Origin of the sequence: Planktotalea sp. (assembly GCF_050633725.1) — a bacterium.
Classification (GTDB): domain Bacteria; phylum Pseudomonadota; class Alphaproteobacteria; order Rhodobacterales; family Rhodobacteraceae; genus Planktotalea.
This window is the reverse complement of the sequence record NZ_JBOEHB010000012.1, coordinates 193,521-208,017: the sequence shown is the minus strand read 5'-3', so window position 1 is coordinate 208,017 and position 14,497 is coordinate 193,521. Positions and strand designations below refer to the sequence as shown.

At 52.6% G+C, this 14,497-nt stretch carries 17 protein-coding genes; 7 read left to right on the top strand and 10 right to left on the bottom strand.

Annotated elements, in window-relative coordinates:
* Position 1: 1 nt before the first annotated feature.
* From ACRBCU_RS12020 to ACRBCU_RS12010, 3 genes are all read left to right on the top strand, one after another.
* Entirely contained in the window at positions 2-454 is a 453-nt protein-coding gene (locus ACRBCU_RS12020) for a low molecular weight phosphatase family protein (RefSeq protein ID WP_431365631.1), read from the top strand.
* A gap of 157 nt (positions 455-611) precedes the next feature.
* Entirely contained in the window at positions 612-1,031 is a 420-nt protein-coding gene (locus ACRBCU_RS12015; protein ID WP_431365630.1) for a DUF2141 domain-containing protein, read from the top strand.
* 1 nt (position 1,032) lies between these two features.
* Positions 1,033-2,541: a carotenoid oxygenase family protein gene (locus ACRBCU_RS12010; protein ID WP_431365629.1), complete on the top strand. Its 1,509-nt coding sequence runs from the start codon at positions 1,033-1,035 to the stop codon at positions 2,539-2,541.
* Here the strand turns inward: ACRBCU_RS12010 and ACRBCU_RS12005 are convergent.
* On the bottom strand, positions 2,538-3,089 hold the full coding sequence (locus ACRBCU_RS12005) for a TetR/AcrR family transcriptional regulator (protein WP_431365628.1): 552 nt from the start codon (positions 3,087-3,089) through the stop codon (positions 2,538-2,540). The genes ACRBCU_RS12010 and ACRBCU_RS12005 overlap by 4 nt on opposite strands.
* Positions 3,090-3,160: 71 nt before the next feature.
* Between ACRBCU_RS12005 and ACRBCU_RS12000 the strand changes: the two genes are divergently transcribed.
* Positions 3,161-3,535 (top strand): hypothetical protein, encoded by a 375-nt coding sequence (locus ACRBCU_RS12000; RefSeq protein WP_431365627.1) that lies wholly within the window; start codon positions 3,161-3,163, stop codon positions 3,533-3,535.
* On the opposite strand, the gene ACRBCU_RS11995 is transcribed toward ACRBCU_RS12000, so the two are convergent.
* Genes ACRBCU_RS11995 through ACRBCU_RS11985 form a run of 3 tightly spaced genes read right to left on the bottom strand, consistent with a single transcriptional unit; the run spans position 3,522 to position 5,590 of the window.
* A complete protein-coding gene (locus ACRBCU_RS11995) occupies positions 3,522-4,718 on the bottom strand; it encodes an RNA polymerase sigma factor (protein ID WP_431365626.1) in 1,197 nt (398 codons plus the stop codon). The two genes, ACRBCU_RS12000 and ACRBCU_RS11995, sit on opposite strands and share 14 nt — an antisense overlap.
* Positions 4,715-5,068 carry a YciI family protein gene (locus tag ACRBCU_RS11990; RefSeq protein WP_431365625.1) on the bottom strand — a complete coding sequence of 118 codons (354 nt, stop codon included), beginning with the start codon at positions 5,066-5,068 and terminating at the stop codon, positions 4,715-4,717. Before ACRBCU_RS11990 ends, ACRBCU_RS11995 begins: the two co-directional genes overlap by 4 nt.
* A 12-nt stretch (positions 5,069-5,080) precedes the next feature.
* Entirely contained in the window at positions 5,081-5,590 is a 510-nt protein-coding gene (locus tag ACRBCU_RS11985) for an SRPBCC family protein (RefSeq protein WP_431365624.1), read from the bottom strand.
* Between the two features lie 183 nt (positions 5,591-5,773).
* On the opposite strand from ACRBCU_RS11985, the gene ACRBCU_RS11980 reads away from it, so the two are divergent.
* Positions 5,774-6,184, top strand: coding sequence for a universal stress protein (locus tag ACRBCU_RS11980; RefSeq protein ID WP_431365623.1), 411 nt, complete (start codon positions 5,774-5,776; stop codon positions 6,182-6,184).
* Here ACRBCU_RS11980 and ACRBCU_RS11975 read toward each other — a convergent pair.
* The 3 genes from ACRBCU_RS11975 to ACRBCU_RS11965 all read right to left on the bottom strand — a co-directional run bounded on the left by ACRBCU_RS11975 (position 6,176) and on the right by ACRBCU_RS11965 (position 8,966).
* Entirely contained in the window at positions 6,176-6,511 is a 336-nt protein-coding gene (locus tag ACRBCU_RS11975) for a carboxymuconolactone decarboxylase family protein (RefSeq protein WP_431365622.1), read from the bottom strand. The genes ACRBCU_RS11980 and ACRBCU_RS11975 overlap by 9 nt on opposite strands.
* A 79-nt stretch (positions 6,512-6,590) precedes the next feature.
* A complete protein-coding gene (locus ACRBCU_RS11970; protein ID WP_431365621.1) occupies positions 6,591-7,202 on the bottom strand; it encodes a 2-hydroxychromene-2-carboxylate isomerase in 612 nt (203 codons plus the stop codon).
* Positions 7,203-7,277: 75 nt separating this feature from the next.
* Positions 7,278-8,966 carry an acyl-CoA dehydrogenase family protein gene (locus ACRBCU_RS11965; RefSeq protein ID WP_431365620.1) on the bottom strand — a complete coding sequence of 563 codons (1,689 nt, stop codon included), beginning with the start codon at positions 8,964-8,966 and terminating at the stop codon, positions 7,278-7,280.
* Positions 8,967-9,123: 157 nt separating this feature from the next.
* On the opposite strand from ACRBCU_RS11965, the gene ACRBCU_RS11960 reads away from it, so the two are divergent.
* Positions 9,124-9,897 carry a sulfite exporter TauE/SafE family protein gene (locus tag ACRBCU_RS11960; protein ID WP_431365619.1) on the top strand — a complete coding sequence of 258 codons (774 nt, stop codon included), beginning with the start codon at positions 9,124-9,126 and terminating at the stop codon, positions 9,895-9,897.
* On the opposite strand, the gene ACRBCU_RS11955 is transcribed toward ACRBCU_RS11960, so the two are convergent.
* Together ACRBCU_RS11955 and ACRBCU_RS11950 are read right to left on the bottom strand one after the other, a co-directional pair.
* Entirely contained in the window at positions 9,898-12,303 is a 2,406-nt protein-coding gene (locus ACRBCU_RS11955; protein WP_431365618.1) for an FtsX-like permease family protein, read from the bottom strand. It abuts the gene before it with no gap.
* Positions 12,300-12,956, bottom strand: coding sequence for an ABC transporter ATP-binding protein (locus ACRBCU_RS11950; protein ID WP_431365617.1), 657 nt, complete (start codon positions 12,954-12,956; stop codon positions 12,300-12,302). The genes ACRBCU_RS11955 and ACRBCU_RS11950 overlap by 4 nt, the downstream gene beginning before the upstream one ends.
* A 154-nt stretch (positions 12,957-13,110) precedes the next feature.
* On the opposite strand from ACRBCU_RS11950, the gene ACRBCU_RS11945 reads away from it, so the two are divergent.
* The gene (locus tag ACRBCU_RS11945) at positions 13,111-14,262 is read left to right on the top strand and encodes a hypothetical protein (protein WP_431365616.1); all 1,152 of its coding nucleotides are present in this window, start codon (positions 13,111-13,113) and stop codon (positions 14,260-14,262) included.
* A 5-nt stretch (positions 14,263-14,267) separates the two neighbouring features.
* Here the strand turns inward: ACRBCU_RS11945 and ACRBCU_RS11940 are convergent, their stop codons facing one another.
* Positions 14,268-14,477, bottom strand: a complete 210-nt coding sequence (locus tag ACRBCU_RS11940; protein ID WP_431365615.1) for a SlyX family protein — start codon at positions 14,475-14,477, stop codon at positions 14,268-14,270.
* Positions 14,478-14,497 lie beyond the last annotated feature (20 nt).

Genomic DNA, 14,497 nt, shown 5'->3' with positions numbered 1-14,497 from the left:
GATGGCGACTGACTTGCCTCAATCGGTCCTGTTTTGCTGCGATCATAATGCTGTGCGATCGCCGATGGCCGAAGGGATCATGAAAAAGCTCTATGGCACGCAATCCTATGTTCAATCGGTCGGTGTTAACAATGATTTGGAGATTGACGGCTTTGCGATCGCGGTTTGCGCTGAAATCGGGGTCGAGCTGGAACGTCACCGCTCGCGTTCGTTCGATGAGATGGAGCAATTCGGCGATGATCTTAGCTCTTTCGATTTTGTCGTGGCACTATCTCCAGCCAGTCATAACCGTGCATTAGAACTAACGCGTGTTTTTCATCTTGAGGTCGAATATTGGCCGACAATGGATCCGACCGGTCGGGGCGAAACACGCGACGCCAAGCTGGATGCATACCGACAAGCCCGCGATCAGATTGTTGAGCAGCTTACCGAGAAATGGGGCGAACCCCGATAGATCCGATGGGCGTTAGGTGCAGTTCACGCAGCGTAAAGCGTTTTTGTTGTGACCTACGTAAGAATTGCGGATTTTGTGAATAGCTTCTAGCGATCAAGTCATCCCTTTTGGCAAGTAAATGGAGTTCTTTCATTTCCATGCACAAAAGGTGAATTCCATGAAATCTTTGCTTTTGGCGACCTCGCTTATTATTGGGCTTGGCGGCCTGGCGTCTGCGCAAACTGTGACGCTCAAAATCGAAACCCAAACAAATACAGGAACGATGCGCGCCGCGGTTTTCGACAGCCAAGCCTCGTTTGATACCGAAAAGGTCGTTGCTTTTGAATCTATTCCTGCGCAGCAAGGCACCACAGTGATCACTATTAAGAACCTGTCTTCGGGGACCTATGGGATCGCCGTTTTTCAAGACGAAAACAACGACGAAAGGTTAGATCAAAACTTGTTGGGCGCGCCAACGGAACCCTTCGGCTTTACCAACAATCCCCGCATCGGTTTTTCAGCCCCCAAGTTTGAGGACTTCAAGTTCGAGCATGATGGTTCGGATCAAGAGTTTTCTATCAAGCTAAACGGGCTTTGATATGGATCGGCGCAGCTTTGTAAAATCTTTCGCGAGCTTCATGGCGGCCTCTGCTTTGCCAGCGACTCTGCGGGCGCAATCGCATCTTGGCGATCAGGCGGCGTTCATGGCGGCTTTAGAGCAAAAACCATGGCTCCTTGGCTATCTGGGTGCACGCGAGATTGAAATGCACGCGAACTTGCGCATTACATCTGGTCGTGTTCCAGAGGGATTAAGGGGTAGCCTTTATCGCAATGGTCCAGCGATGCATGATATTGGGCAAGACCGATTTATGCACTGGTTTGATGCCCCGGGTATGGTGCAGCGGTTTGCCTTTGCCGACGGTCAGATCAAACATCATGGTAAGATGATCGAAACAGCCCGCAACTTTGCGGAACTCAAAGCAAAGCGCATTCAGTTTGTGGGGTTTGGCAGCCACGGCCACGATTTAACGTCGGGTGGTTCGGCCGATAACACCAACACCGCGAATATTAGCCTGCTCAATCATGCTGGCGAACTGCTCGCGCTTTGGGAGGGTGGTTCTGCTCATGTCATCAACCCTGAATCTCTGGAAACCGAAGGGCGAAAGGTCTGGTCCTCTGAAACTGACGGTTTGCCCTTTGGTGCGCATCCGCGCGTTGATACCGACGGCTCTGTTTGGAATGTAGGCTATTCTGTCACGCCGGGGGCTTTGATCATCTATCATATTTCGGCGCAGGGAAAGTTGCTGCAAACCCATGTGCTGCCTCAAACGGCGACGCCAATGATCCATGACTTCATGATTACCAAGAGCAAGATCATCCTCGTTTTGCCACCTTTCGCTGCGAGCGATTTGCGGGGAGAGTCATTCGTTGGCCTGTTTGAATGGAGCAAGGATAGCCCGACCCAAGTTCTTGTGATCGACAAGAGCGATCTAAGCAATGTCAGGCAGGTTGAGCTTGATCCATTCTGGGTTTTTCATTTCGGCAATGCCTACGACATGAGCGATACTGAGCTTGGGTTTGACTTTGCGCTACATGACGATCCAAGTTTCATGACCAAAGATGCCTTTGAGGCGATGGACGGAAGCTGGGATGGCGCTGGCTCATCTGCTTCACACTATGTCCAAGCGCGCGTCGATTTGAACTCTAAAACCGTGACACTCGACAAAGCGTCCGAGCTTGGTCAGGTGGAGTTCATCCAAACTGACGCACGAGAGAACCTAAGTGCGCACAAGTATGCGCTTATGTTGGCCCAGCCCGGTGGTGTCTCTGCTTTTGGATTCGATCGCTTGACTTTGGTTGACCGTGAAACAGGTAAAGCATCGTTCTATGATGTTGGTGAGACCGAAATTCTGGAGGAACACCTGATCGTCCCCAAGCCGAAAAGTAGGGATGATTTTTGGATCCTTGGCACAGCTCTCGATTGGCAAAAAGGAGTTACGACCCTTTCAGTTTACGAGGGTCTACACCTTGGAGACGGGCCGATCATGAAGGCGGAATTGGACATCGCCTTGCCACTTGGCTTGCATGGTACGTTTGTCGCCGCTTAGTCCGTTTCGGACAGGGCAATCATCAAATCTGCAAGCGTGGCCAGAGGTGCCTCGCTTGATCCCTCTTCTCCATCGGCTATTTCTTGCAAGCCAATTAGACCGGCATAGAACACGCGGGGCAGGTCGGGATTGCCCATGCCCATCCCTTCGAAGATGCCTTTGAGATGATCGAGCCTTGCGCTATCGACCCGTTTCACAGCGGCAGCTACATTTGTGTCGCCCTTGGCCCAGGCGCGAATCGCAGGCTCTGCGCCGATACCGCCGTAGTTTTCCTGCGGCTCTGTTGCGACTTGCGCTAGGGTGCGCAGCTTTTTCTCATGGTTTGGGATCGCGTCGAGCAAAGTGATGATTTCTTTGGTTGCACGTTCTTCCCAAAGTTCAAGCATAGCAGCCTGAAACGCTGGAACATCTTTGAAGTGCCAATAGAAGGAACCTTTGGTGGTCTTCAAATCTCGTGCCAAAGGCTCGGCCTTTAACGCCTGTGCCCCTTTGGACGTAAGCGCACGAAAGCCTGCGGCAATCCAATCTAACTGTGACAATCTGCTCATGCCGCAACATACGCAGACGTATTGCTCTTTGCAAGTTTTCGAACTATACGTTACCGTATGGAGACGGCAACATGAATTATTTGACACTAAGCGCTGCACTATTGATGGGCCTGACGACTGGCGTTCACCTGTTCGTAGGGACGCAGGAGATCATGCCGCCGATACTGGAGGCCGCAACGATAGATCCTGTCGTGAAAGGCGTCGCATTGGTTGTTTGGCACATGATCACCTTGATCCTCGCCTGTTCGACCGTTGCCATCGCTTACCTCGCACGCAACCGAAACAAAGCAATGGTAGTGTTGCAAATTACTTTGAACGCCGGATTTGCTGTAATCTTTCTGGTGGTCAACGCGGTCATGTTTGAAGCGCTGTTAACGATGCCGCAATGGACGGCATTTTCCCTCATTACAGTATTGATGATGGTAAGTTGGGCTAAAGCCGCTTGATCACTGCCTGCCTTTGCTTTTCTAGAAATGCGCGCAATGGGGGCTGAGCTGTTAGGGCCAAGGCTGCTTCGTAAGTTTTAGCAGCATCGTTCAGTTGACCAAGTTCGCTCAAAAAATGCGCCCGTGCGGCGTGATAGCTTTGTAGCCCGAGCACTTGCTTGGGCTCGAGCGCATCCAGAACTGCCAAACCTGCATCGGCGCCTTGAACATGGCTCAGTGCGACAGCGTAGCCGATCTGCGCGCCCAAAGTTGGGTAGAGTTGGCACAGCCCAGCATAAAGCTGTGTCGCCGCGCGCCAATCAGCTGGTTCGCCATCTATCCGTCGAGCATGGATTGCCTGAATAGCAGCCTCCAGCTGGAAGCGTCCAATCTGCCCCATTTCGCTCGCCCGACGCAGCAAAGCCTGCGCCCCTCGTGTGAGTTGGGTGTTCCAGGCGGCTGGGTTTTGCTCATCCAAAGGAACGAACACGCCGTCCACGATACGGGTGTCTCGTCGTGCTGCCGCAAACCCGAGCAAGGCGGCCAGGCCATGTGCTTCTGCGTGCGTCGGTAACTGGGTGCAGAGCACGTCCGCCAAATACAACGCTTCCATGCCCATGGCATCACCGGTTTCTAGCCAATCGCTTGAGTACGCGCCGTAGATCGCTTCCATAACCGCATCCAAGCGCGCGTCAATGGCATCTTCGTTTGGCAGTTTGAAGGGAACGGCATTCGCTTTGATTTTGGTTTTGGCGCGCACTAGGCGCTGGGCCATTGTGGCTTTGGGCACCAGAAACGCTTGACCGATCTGTTCGGCTTCTAAGCCCATCACGCATTGAAGCATCAAGGGGGTGTGCATTTTCCGATCAATCGCGGGATGGGCGCAAACGAACATCAATTCCAAACGTTTGTCGGGTGCAGTGCTGTCTGCCTGATGTATCACTTCTGGTATGTCCTCTTCTGGCGCAAGTCGTGCAGAACGGCGTTGACCGTCTATCAACCTGTTCTTCGCCACGCGCACGAGCCATGCGTCAGGATTGTCTGGCACGCCCTCTTTTGGCCAGAGCATCAGTGCCTTTGCAAAGGCATCACTCAGAGCATCTTCAGCGCTGGCAATATCGGAGCTGCGCGAGGCCAGAATGGAAAGCAAACGGCCATAACTGTCGCGCGCCGCATGTTCCGCAGCGCGCGCAGTGTCATTCAAAGACTATCCATCGCGCTGGCTCGGATTTCGACCTTGCCAAATTGCGCTGCGGGGCATCTTCCTGCCCATTCAAGAGCGACGTCCAAGTCAGGGACGTCAATTACAAAATATCCACCGAGCGTTTCTTTGGTCTCCGCAAATGGACCGTCTTGTATCTGAACGGATCCGCTAGCTGCGCTGAGTGTCGAAGCGGTTTCAACGCCTTGCAGCCAATCGGTATCGACAAAAACACCTGCTTGCTGGAGCGCACCGATATAGGCACCATAGACTTCTTTTTGCGCGGCCCAGTCTTCGGGCGTCATATCGGCAAAATCAGCGGGGTTCGAGTATAGCAAAAATGTATAACGCATTGTAATCGTTCCTTATGCAGCGGTGTTCAGGTTAGTGAGACCTTGTTCAAGAGTTTTCCCGATCATCCCATCCATGAAAAGACCAAAAATGCGGGCGATAGGATTGCGACCTAAATCCGCCTTCATCCGCCATTCAACGGCTGACCCGCCGCCGCTTGATCGTACATCGACGATTTGCTTGGGTTTCCCCATTGCCCCAAGATCGATGTCATAGGTGACCGAATGATCGGTAACAGCCGCAACAGTTTGGCTGCCTTTGCCGTCTTTCCCGTCAAAGTGGAATCCAGACCCGACACCGCTGGACGGGCCAAACAGGGCGATCTTCAGCGCTGGATCGCTCGCTTTGTAGGGATTTATCCTTTGATAGCCCTCATTGGATGCCAGCAAGGCGATCACGTCGCTTGGGCTCGCGCTCACTTGCGCGCTGCGAACGACGGTCACTTCGCGTGGCAAAAGCTGGGTGCTTAGTAGCGCAACACCTAGGATGCCTGCACCGATAGCTACAGTTGTTAATAATGTCATGTCTCAGTTCCTTTCATCTACAAAAGCAAAGGCGCTTTCATAGGGATGACGAACGAGAACAGGCCCAATCGACAAAACGAAAAAAAATTCTGAAAAAAGATCAAAAACCCTGTCTGATCTTGATCAACGCGACATCAACCAAACTGTGGGTAGTCTTTGGGATACCAAAAAAGGAGAGCCATTATGTATGATCGTATCCTTGTTCCCATCGCATTAGATCACGCAAGCAGCGCAGAAGCTTCGCTTGAAATTGCGCAAAGTCTAATAAAGTCGGGTGGAGAAATCACTGTCTTGAACGTGATCGAAGATATCCCAACTTTTGCGCAAAATTATCTTCCCGAAGGCACGTTGGAAGCCAATCAAATAAAAGCAGTCGAAACGCTCAACGCGCTCGCTCATAAAGGGGGGCACAATTATATTGCCGAAGTTATTCACGGCAAACCAGCTGTCGCCATCTTGGAGTATGCGAAGAAAATTGATGCCGATTGCATTGTGATTGCGTCACACAAACCGGGTTTGGAGGACTACTTTATCGGGTCAACCGCGGCGCGCGTAGTGCGGCACGCCACGTGCTGTGTTCATGTGCTACGCTGATAGCTCGTCGAAACAGGCAAGGGCTTTGGCCGCATACATCATAGATGGGCCACCACCCATTTGGATCGTCATTGCCAAAACGTCGCTGACTTCGTCGCGGGTCGCGCCTGCGCGGATCAACGTGTCGATGTGAAGTGTGATGCAAGCTTCACATCGCGTCGCCACTGCGATGCCGAGCGCGACAAACTCTTTGGTTTTGAATTCTAACACGCCGCCTTCTTTGACAGTTTTCCCCAATGCGCCAAAAGCTTTGGCTGTCTCTGGAACCGCTTTATTCAGTGTGCGCAGTTGGTTTCGTGTGTCGTTAAGTTTTTCTGACCATGCCATTTGGAAGGTGCCTTTCATTGCCTATTTGCGAGTGAAATAGGCAGCGCGGACGTTTGGGGCTTTGATCTTGATCAGAAATTCAACTTTGCTTTGCGTTAATGCGTATTTGCCAAGCAATAGCGGCGTCTAGGCGGTCATTGCCCCAGAATAACTCCCCATCACTTGCGGTAAAACTGGGCGCCCCGAAAATTCCTAAGGCTTGAGCCTGTTCAGTTGCCAATCGAAGCTCTGCCTTGATACTTGCGTCTGATCGCGCGCTTTCAATGATAGCGGTGGGGTTTAGCTTTAGTCCCGTTAGAACCGCGGCAAGGGTTGTTGAATCGCCAATGTTTTTGCCGTTCATAAACTGCGCTCGATAGACGTCACGGGTAAAGTCTTTGCCCCACTCTTCACGCATACCTAGAGTCGCAATTCGAGCGGCGAGAAGGCCATGTTGCGGAAAGGCTTCGGGTACGGTCAAGGATGGCAGGCCCATCTGCGCGAATTGACGCTCCATATCGCGCCACATGTAGCTGCCTTTAAGCGGATAGAGGTTGAACGGTGATGTCTCCATCCCTTGCGCTTTAAAGATAGGTCCAAGAAGGAAAGGACGCCATCTGACCTTTATGCCAGACTTTTGGGCCAAGGCTTCAATGCGCAGCGCCGACAAGCACGAATAGGTTGATGCAAATTCAAACCAGAATGTCAGCATGTATCCCCCTTAAGAAAAAGACCCTCAACTGTGATAAGTTGAGGGTCCATTAAAGTCTTAGAGAAAGCAAATTGCTTAGCCAAGCAAGCGGCGCGCGATCACTTGCGCTTGGATTTCGCCGGCACCTTCAAAGATGTTCAAAATGCGGGCATCACACAGGATGCGCGAAATCTTGTATTCCAAAGCAAAGCCATTGCCGCCGTGGATCTGAAGCGCATTGTCCGCAGCTGCCCAAGCAACGCGTGCGCCGAGCAATTTTGCCATGCCTGCTTCGAGATCGCAGCGACGACCTTCGTCTTTTTCACGTGCAGAGAAATAGGAAAGCTGACGCGCAACCATGATCTCAACGGCCATCATTGCCAGCTTGCCAGAAACACGTGGGAAGTTGATCAGGCTCTTGCCAAATTGCTTGCGATCCTCAGCATACTGCATGCCAACGTCGAGTGCAGATTGAGCAACGCCGATTGCGCGGGCCGCAGTTTGAATGCGAGCGCTTTCGAAGGTTTCCATCAACTGTTTGAAGCCCTTGCCTTCTTCGCCGCCAAGCAGGTTCTCGCCCTTCACGTGAAAGCCGTCGAACGCCAGTTCATACTCTTTCATGCCGCGATAGCCGAGCACTTCAATCTCGCCGCCTGTCATGCCTTCTGTCGGGAACGGTGCCTCGTCAGTACCAGCTTCCTTTTCCGCAAGGAACATCGACAGACCTTTGTAGTTTGAGGTGTCGGGATCGGTGCGCGCTAGGAGCGTCATAACATGGGTTCGGGCAGCGTGAGTGATCCACGTTTTGTTACCAGTGATCGTGTAATCGCCATCATCACCTTTGACAGCGCGTGTGCGCAAAGAACCAAGGTCGGACCCAGTATTTGGCTCGGTAAAGACCGCTGTTGGCAGTGTTTCAGCCGAAGCAATTCGAGGTAGCCACTTGGCTTTCTGCTCGTCCGTACCGCCAGCGATGATCAATTCAGCAGCAATCTCGGAACGCGTGCCGAGTGAGCCAACACCGATGTAACCGCGCGATAGTTCCTCAGATACAACGCACATGGACGCTTTCGAGAGGCCAAAACCACCGAATTCTTCCGGGATAGTCAAACCAAAGACACCCATCTCTGCGAGCTCTTCAATGATCTCCATTGGGATCAATTCGTCTTTCAGGTGCCATTCGTGCGCGAAAGGCTCTACTTTCTCGACGGCGTAACGGCGGAACTGATCGCGGATCATTTCCAATTCTTCATCAAGCCCGGAAACACCGAACATCGTCGCGCCGTTTTGTTCCTGCATCAACTCAACCAAACGCGAGCGCGCGGCTTGCGTGTTGCCGCCCTGCGTCAGCGTCATAACGGCTGGAGCCATGAGAGCGCCCATATCTTCTTGGCTTAGGCCGATATCTTGCAGGCGCAGAATTTCGCCCTGATTCATCGGAATGCCGCCATAGAGCTGCCAGAGATATTCGCCAAACGAGATTTGCAGCAACAATTGCTCCATCTCGCCAAACTTGCCTTCATCGTTTTGACGCGCGGCCCAGCCCTGCATTTGACGCAGGCTTTCTACATAGGTCGCAACCCATGCGAGCCCGTGGCTAGCCGTTTGATTTTCTTCAATAAGAACCGCAGAAACGCGGCCATCAGCAGAGACCATATCGCGCAATTTTTCGCGAGCGATCTCAAGCACTTTCTCAGCAGGATCGAGCGCCTCTTTGGTCAATTTCAATAGATCGGGGAGGATCACGGGAGTGTTCATTGTCATATCCTGTCCATCATGTGCCATTGCGACGACTCCTAAAAACGGTTCATGGTGAGATAATCCTTTCGCAGGCGCAGCGCAACAAAAATACGAATTGCTGCACTGCATTGATTTTTTCTTGCGCAATGAGTGTGTTGGTTTTCATGCTACGCAGTTTAATGCGGCACTGATATGAGCGGACATGGACCAGCTTTTAACGATTCTCTCACCTTCCTTGATCTTAGCAGCCCTCGTCATTGCGTGTGTTGCGGGGGTGATTAAAGGCATTGTCGGATTTTCTATGCCGACGATAATCCTTTCAGGCATCAGCACTTTCACCACCCCGGAAATTGCTCTGGCGGGCCTTTTGCTCCCGACGCTTTTCACCAATGCGATGCAATCCTTTCGATTTGGCAGAGCAGAGCTTTGGGCTGTGATCCTACGGTTTCGGATTTTCTTATTGTCTGGTGCCTTTACAATATTCGCCGCAGCGCAATTGGTTCCGATCATCCCTACGCAAACTCTTTTGATCGTTATCGGTGGTGCGGTGACGTGCTTTGCGTTCTGGCAACTCTCCAGCTTTGCGCCGGCCCCTGGACAATGGTCTCAAAAGCCGTTGCTGGAGGGGGGCATAGGTGCATTTGCCGGAATAGTTGGGGGCATTTCAGGCATGTGGGGGCCACCGACTGTTGCCTATCTGACGGCGATTGGCACAGAAAAGCGGCAACAAATATTAGCGCAAGGCGTCATTTATGGTCTTGGTGCCGTGCTTCTGGTTATCGCTCATATAAAATCGGGAATTTTGAACAGCGCAACGCTTCCGTTGTCGCTCGCACTTTTGCCATCTGCGATGATTGGCATGTGGATTGGAGGAAGATTGTCAGATCGTTTTGATCAAGCAATGTTTCGTCGTGCAACGCTGTTGGTCCTCATTGTGAGCGGTTTGAATCTACTCAGACGCGGGTTGGTTGGTTGACTATCGGGAACTTGAAAACACCTGTAAAAGCTGGTGCGGCGCAGTCCGCGCAAGGCGAAATGCAGGCCAAGCTGCCGCCAAAGCCGCTGCTAAAACAGCGATAGCACCAAGCCCGAGATATGACATCGGGAATACAAACATAGGAAGCTGCCAGCCGAAGGCAGCAACATTTACCACCGCCAAGAGCGCCCAAGACAAGGCAAGTCCCAGAGGGACAGCAAGGCAGGTAACGCACAGTGCCAAAACGATAGATCGCAAGAGTTCCATCTGCCCAATCTGCAAACGCGTAATCCCAAGTGCCCAGATCGGTGCAAGTTGAGGTAAACGCATTTGCGCAAGGGTCAAAAGGCTCATCATAATTGAAAACCCAGCGACGCTAAGCGTGAGCACATTCAATGCTGCAGTGACCGTGAATGTTTGCTCAAAGATTTTCAAAGACATGGCTTTGATGCGTGACTGATCTGTAAACGAAGTGCCTGAAAGGCCAAGGTCTTTTTGCAGGATTTGTGAAATGCGCGGGATATCGTGTTGGGCCAAACGTAGGCCGAAACGGGTCGCTGGAAGGTCGGGATAGAGAGATCGAAAGGACTGCAAGTTGATAATCATCTGGGGAGCAGGATTGCCATAGTCCGAATAAATACCAACAATCTCTTGTTGTTGCGCACCTGGTACGTAATCGCCCACTTTCAGATCTGCGCGCAGTGCCAATTGCTCATTGATCAGGGCCGTTCCGGGATTTTGCAGATCGTCCCAAACTGTTTCGCTTTGGCTCAAAAGTGGCCAATGATTGCGATACGTTGCATGGTCCTTAATGGCATAGATGCTTCCGTTTTGCCCATTCAACTGTACCGGCGCGCTGATGATTGGCAAAATCGCGTCGACTTGACCTTCCAGCAGTCGGTTCATTGCGTCCACTTGCTTTGCGCTGTCCAAAGTAACGTACATTTCCGACGCGAGCCGCTGATCCAGCCAGCCAGTAAACGTTAACCGAAAGCTCGAAACCATCGTGCTGACACCAACATTAGTCGCGATTGCGAGCAACAGGGCCATCAAAGCCATAGAAAGCCCGGGCACTTGGCTGCGGCTATCGGCCCAGAACCAATGAGGCAAGGCAGATCGAGTGCTACGCTCTAAAAGAGCCAAAACGCGATCCAACAGCCAAGGAAGCAAAAACGCGGCACCGACCAATAGGCATCCCAGCAAGATAAACCCTTGAATGAGTCCATTTGCGGTTTGAGTTAAAACAGCAGCTACGATGAGCAAAACAAGCCCAGTGAGCGCGAGCATTTTGATCACGCGGCGCGAGGCACGCGCCCATGCTTGGGGTGTACCTGCCTCCATCAATGGCGTTCGCGCCTGTCTGATCAAAACACCAGTACTGGCGATCATTGTGCCGCCGATTGCCATTGCTAGTCCCGAGAGCCACCAAGATGCACGAATCTGCAATGTGCCAGCGACCTCTGCCCCATACAGCCCGCGCAGGGTTGCGGCGACGTCTGGCAACAGGGCAGCTGCGATTAGATAACCAAGTGCAACGCCACACAAGCCCGCGAGCGTGGCAAAGATCAAGAGTTCGGTGAGCAACAAAAAAATCAGAGTTTTCAGAGAAATCCCCAAGGCACGCAGGGTGCGAAACATGGTGCGGCGTTGCTCGAACGCCAGCCCAATCGCACCATAGACAATGAACAGCCCGACAACAAAGGACAGCAACCCGAAGGCCGTCAGGTTTAAATGAAAGCTATCGGTCAGGCGCGCGATGTCCTCACCATTCTCTTGCGAGGAAACACGCGTAAGATTGGGCACTACAGATGCCACATCAGGTCTGTTTATGGGCTGCTCGCCTAAAATCACCAAACGATCGACCGTCGCGCCGCGATTGAGCAATTGTGCAGCAATTCGAATGTCCACAACGGCAGTTGTGCCGCTAAGCGTTTTCTCGATTTCGTATGCCATCCCTAAACTGCGGACTGCTGATTCCGCTTTGGCCGAGATCAGCGCAAACCCCGCGCCAGAGAAAAAGCGATCCATTGAGAGGGTCTGTAGGTCAAGGTTGCCCCCAGTCTTTGGGCCAGTAAGCGGCTCTATCCCAAGAATTTGAAGCGCTTGTCCTTCTACATCTAATACCCCTGATATTTGCGGCGAAACCAACCAACCAGCCTTGCGCAGGGCAACGAAATGCTCGAGCGTCAACTCAGCAGACCCATGCGCCACCAAATAGTCGGACTGGCCTTGCTGAACTTGCGCGCTTGCTGCGCCATAGCTCGCCCGCGCTTCAGCATTGATTGCTTGTACCCCGGACCAAAGCGCCGTTGCGAGCGCCAAACCAACCAATAACGTGAATAGTTGAAGCGGGTTACGCCACCAATGCGACAGCAAAGCGATCAAGGCATATCGCGATCCAATCATGCAATCTGCCCGTTTCGCAGAGTCATTTGCTGTCCCAACGCTTCGGCGTGTTTAGACGAATGCGTAACCATCAGAAGGGCCGTTTCAGTTTCGCGAGTGATGGAAAGCAACAGGTCAAGAACGTTCTGCGCCGTTGCTTCATCCAGATTTCCTGTTGGCTCATCCGCAAGAACAAGCGCAGGTTTCGCAGCCAGTGCGCGGGCAATAGCGACACGTTGCTGTTGTCCGCCAGATAGCGATTCAGGGTATTTGCCTAAGTGCTCCTTCAAGCCGATACGTTCGGTGAGTTCAGCGCACCATTTTTCATCAAACCGTCCTGCGAGTTGCGCTTGGAAGCGGATATTCGCTGCAACCGTAAGGCTAGGAATTAGGTTAAACTGTTGGAAAATCACACCAACCAAAGATCGCCTCAGAGCAGCACGTTCGGTGTCGCGTGGGTGAGACATGACGCAGCCTTTAACCTCGATCGAGCCTGAAGAGGGCACGTCTAAACCCGCAATAAGATGCAAGAGCGTGCTTTTCCCCGAACCAGATTCCCCCATAAGCGCAAGGCTATGCCCAGCCTCTAGCGTAAACGTGACTCCGCGCAGCACCTCTGCCTCGTCTGCGCCGGAAACATAGCTTTTCCAAACTTCTTGAACGTTCAAAAGCATATGTGTCCTCTCTGACCATCTTCCCACTTGAAGGGCCTGTTTGCAGCGATTCAAGCGAAGCTCAGCCTAAGGTGCAAGCAATCGTTTACGCAGGACGGAAATTAAATTAAAAGCCCGCGTTAGAACTTTGAAACCCATCTGCGTGGATCGACGATTGACCAAGTTTTTTTCTCTAGTTGCGTCTTGTGCACTGCTTGCTGCCTGCGCCGATCCACTTGCGAATGTGGATAAGCTGTCCTCGGTTGATCTTGCCGATGACGCCGTCACTGTTGGTGCACTGGAAGATGCGCGAACTGCCCAAGCTGAAGGCGGGTTCTTTTCAGGCCTGTTTTCACGCAATTCTGAGCCAACTGAACCTAGTGCCGCAGACGCTGCGGTCGGAGCAGCCCTTGAAGATGCTGGTGCGATAGCTTCCGCAGAAACAGCGGTTGAAAGCGCGGCTGATGCTATTCAGCCAGCACCTAAGACGCGCGGGCTTTTGGGGTTCATTCGCGGCAAAAACGCCGCCGAACCCGCGCAAGCCGCCCTTGCTGCGCCCGCAGATCCTGTCATTGACGCCGCCAGCGCTGCGGAAGAAACATCTGCTTCGATGGAGCTGACGAGCGCAGTCGTTCCAGAAGCGATCGCACCTTCCGCCGCGCAGGCTAAGCCCCGCAAAGGTTTCTTTAATCGTCTCGCTGGCGCGCGTGGAGCCGATAAGACTAATACGCAGGACGCCAACGTTAGAACTGCGTCTTTGGGCCCTGTCAGTGCGCCTAAAAGAAGCAACAGGAATTCGGGGGCCTTCGCTAAGCGGAACAAAAAACACACCGGCCCTGATGTTCAAATAGTACCTTATGGAACAGCTTTGTCGTCAGGCACAGTGGCCCGCGTTTGCGACTTGCCAAGCGGACGCTTGGGTAAAGAAGTCGGCAAGTTTCCCGAACGTGGCCGAGGATACAAAATTTTCGACAGTAACCCAGGCGGCGCAGGTGCGCGCCCATTCTACGTGACAGGGTTTGATGACAAATGCGCACGCACGTTCACTGCGGCCCTCGCGCTGTTTGGTAGCCCAACGATGCATGAGCAATTGCGGTATGGCCTGCCAAGCTCAGTGCAGCCTTACAGCACCACAGATCAGGCCTATGAAGGTATTAAGCGTTCTGTTTGCGGCGTAGGTAAAAAGAAACCATGTGGCGCAAAAATCTCGGCGCTGGAAAAAGACACTGTGTTCATATCGATTTATGACCGCCTTGGCAGCAATTCGAGCTGGTCAAACGTGCTTCTTCACAAAGGCTGGGTGCTTGCTGCGGACCGTAAAAGCTAGGGCTTCTAGTAATGTGGTGGTCTCTCGTCACCAAGTACGACGCCACCGCCACCCTGAGCCTCACGTTCTCCTTCACGGGACATAAGCATTTGCACGCGATGCGTCAGAACAGAGATTTCTCGTTCCTGACGCGCAATGATGTCTGACAACTCATCGGTTGTTTTCAGCAACTCGGCTGTCTTTTCTTCGAGGTTTTGTAGGCGCATATCAGTCATGCAGCTGCGCTATCACGACG

Coding starts and splice junctions, on each gene's coding strand:
- ACRBCU_RS12020 (WP_431365631.1), top strand. CDS start 2: ATGGCGACTGACTTGCCTCAATCGGTCCTGTTTTGCTGCGATCATAAT.
- ACRBCU_RS12015 (WP_431365630.1), top strand. CDS start 612: ATGAAATCTTTGCTTTTGGCGACCTCGCTTATTATTGGGCTTGGCGGC.
- ACRBCU_RS12010 (WP_431365629.1), top strand. CDS start 1,033: ATGGATCGGCGCAGCTTTGTAAAATCTTTCGCGAGCTTCATGGCGGCC.
- ACRBCU_RS12005 (WP_431365628.1), bottom strand. CDS start 3,089: ATGAGCAGATTGTCACAGTTAGATTGGATTGCCGCAGGCTTTCGTGCG.
- ACRBCU_RS12000 (WP_431365627.1), top strand. CDS start 3,161: ATGAATTATTTGACACTAAGCGCTGCACTATTGATGGGCCTGACGACT.
- ACRBCU_RS11990 (WP_431365625.1), bottom strand. CDS start 5,068: ATGCGTTATACATTTTTGCTATACTCGAACCCCGCTGATTTTGCCGAT.
- ACRBCU_RS11985 (WP_431365624.1), bottom strand. CDS start 5,590: ATGACATTATTAACAACTGTAGCTATCGGTGCAGGCATCCTAGGTGTT.
- ACRBCU_RS11980 (WP_431365623.1), top strand. CDS start 5,774: ATGTATGATCGTATCCTTGTTCCCATCGCATTAGATCACGCAAGCAGC.
- ACRBCU_RS11975 (WP_431365622.1), bottom strand. CDS start 6,511: ATGGCATGGTCAGAAAAACTTAACGACACACGAAACCAACTGCGCACA.
- ACRBCU_RS11970 (WP_431365621.1), bottom strand. CDS start 7,202: ATGCTGACATTCTGGTTTGAATTTGCATCAACCTATTCGTGCTTGTCG.
- ACRBCU_RS11965 (WP_431365620.1), bottom strand. CDS start 8,966: ATGGCACATGATGGACAGGATATGACAATGAACACTCCCGTGATCCTC.
- ACRBCU_RS11960 (WP_431365619.1), top strand. CDS start 9,124: ATGGACCAGCTTTTAACGATTCTCTCACCTTCCTTGATCTTAGCAGCC.
- ACRBCU_RS11955 (WP_431365618.1), bottom strand. CDS start 12,303: ATGATTGGATCGCGATATGCCTTGATCGCTTTGCTGTCGCATTGGTGG.
- ACRBCU_RS11950 (WP_431365617.1), bottom strand. CDS start 12,956: ATGCTTTTGAACGTTCAAGAAGTTTGGAAAAGCTATGTTTCCGGCGCA.
- ACRBCU_RS11940 (WP_431365615.1), bottom strand. CDS start 14,477: ATGACTGATATGCGCCTACAAAACCTCGAAGAAAAGACAGCCGAGTTG.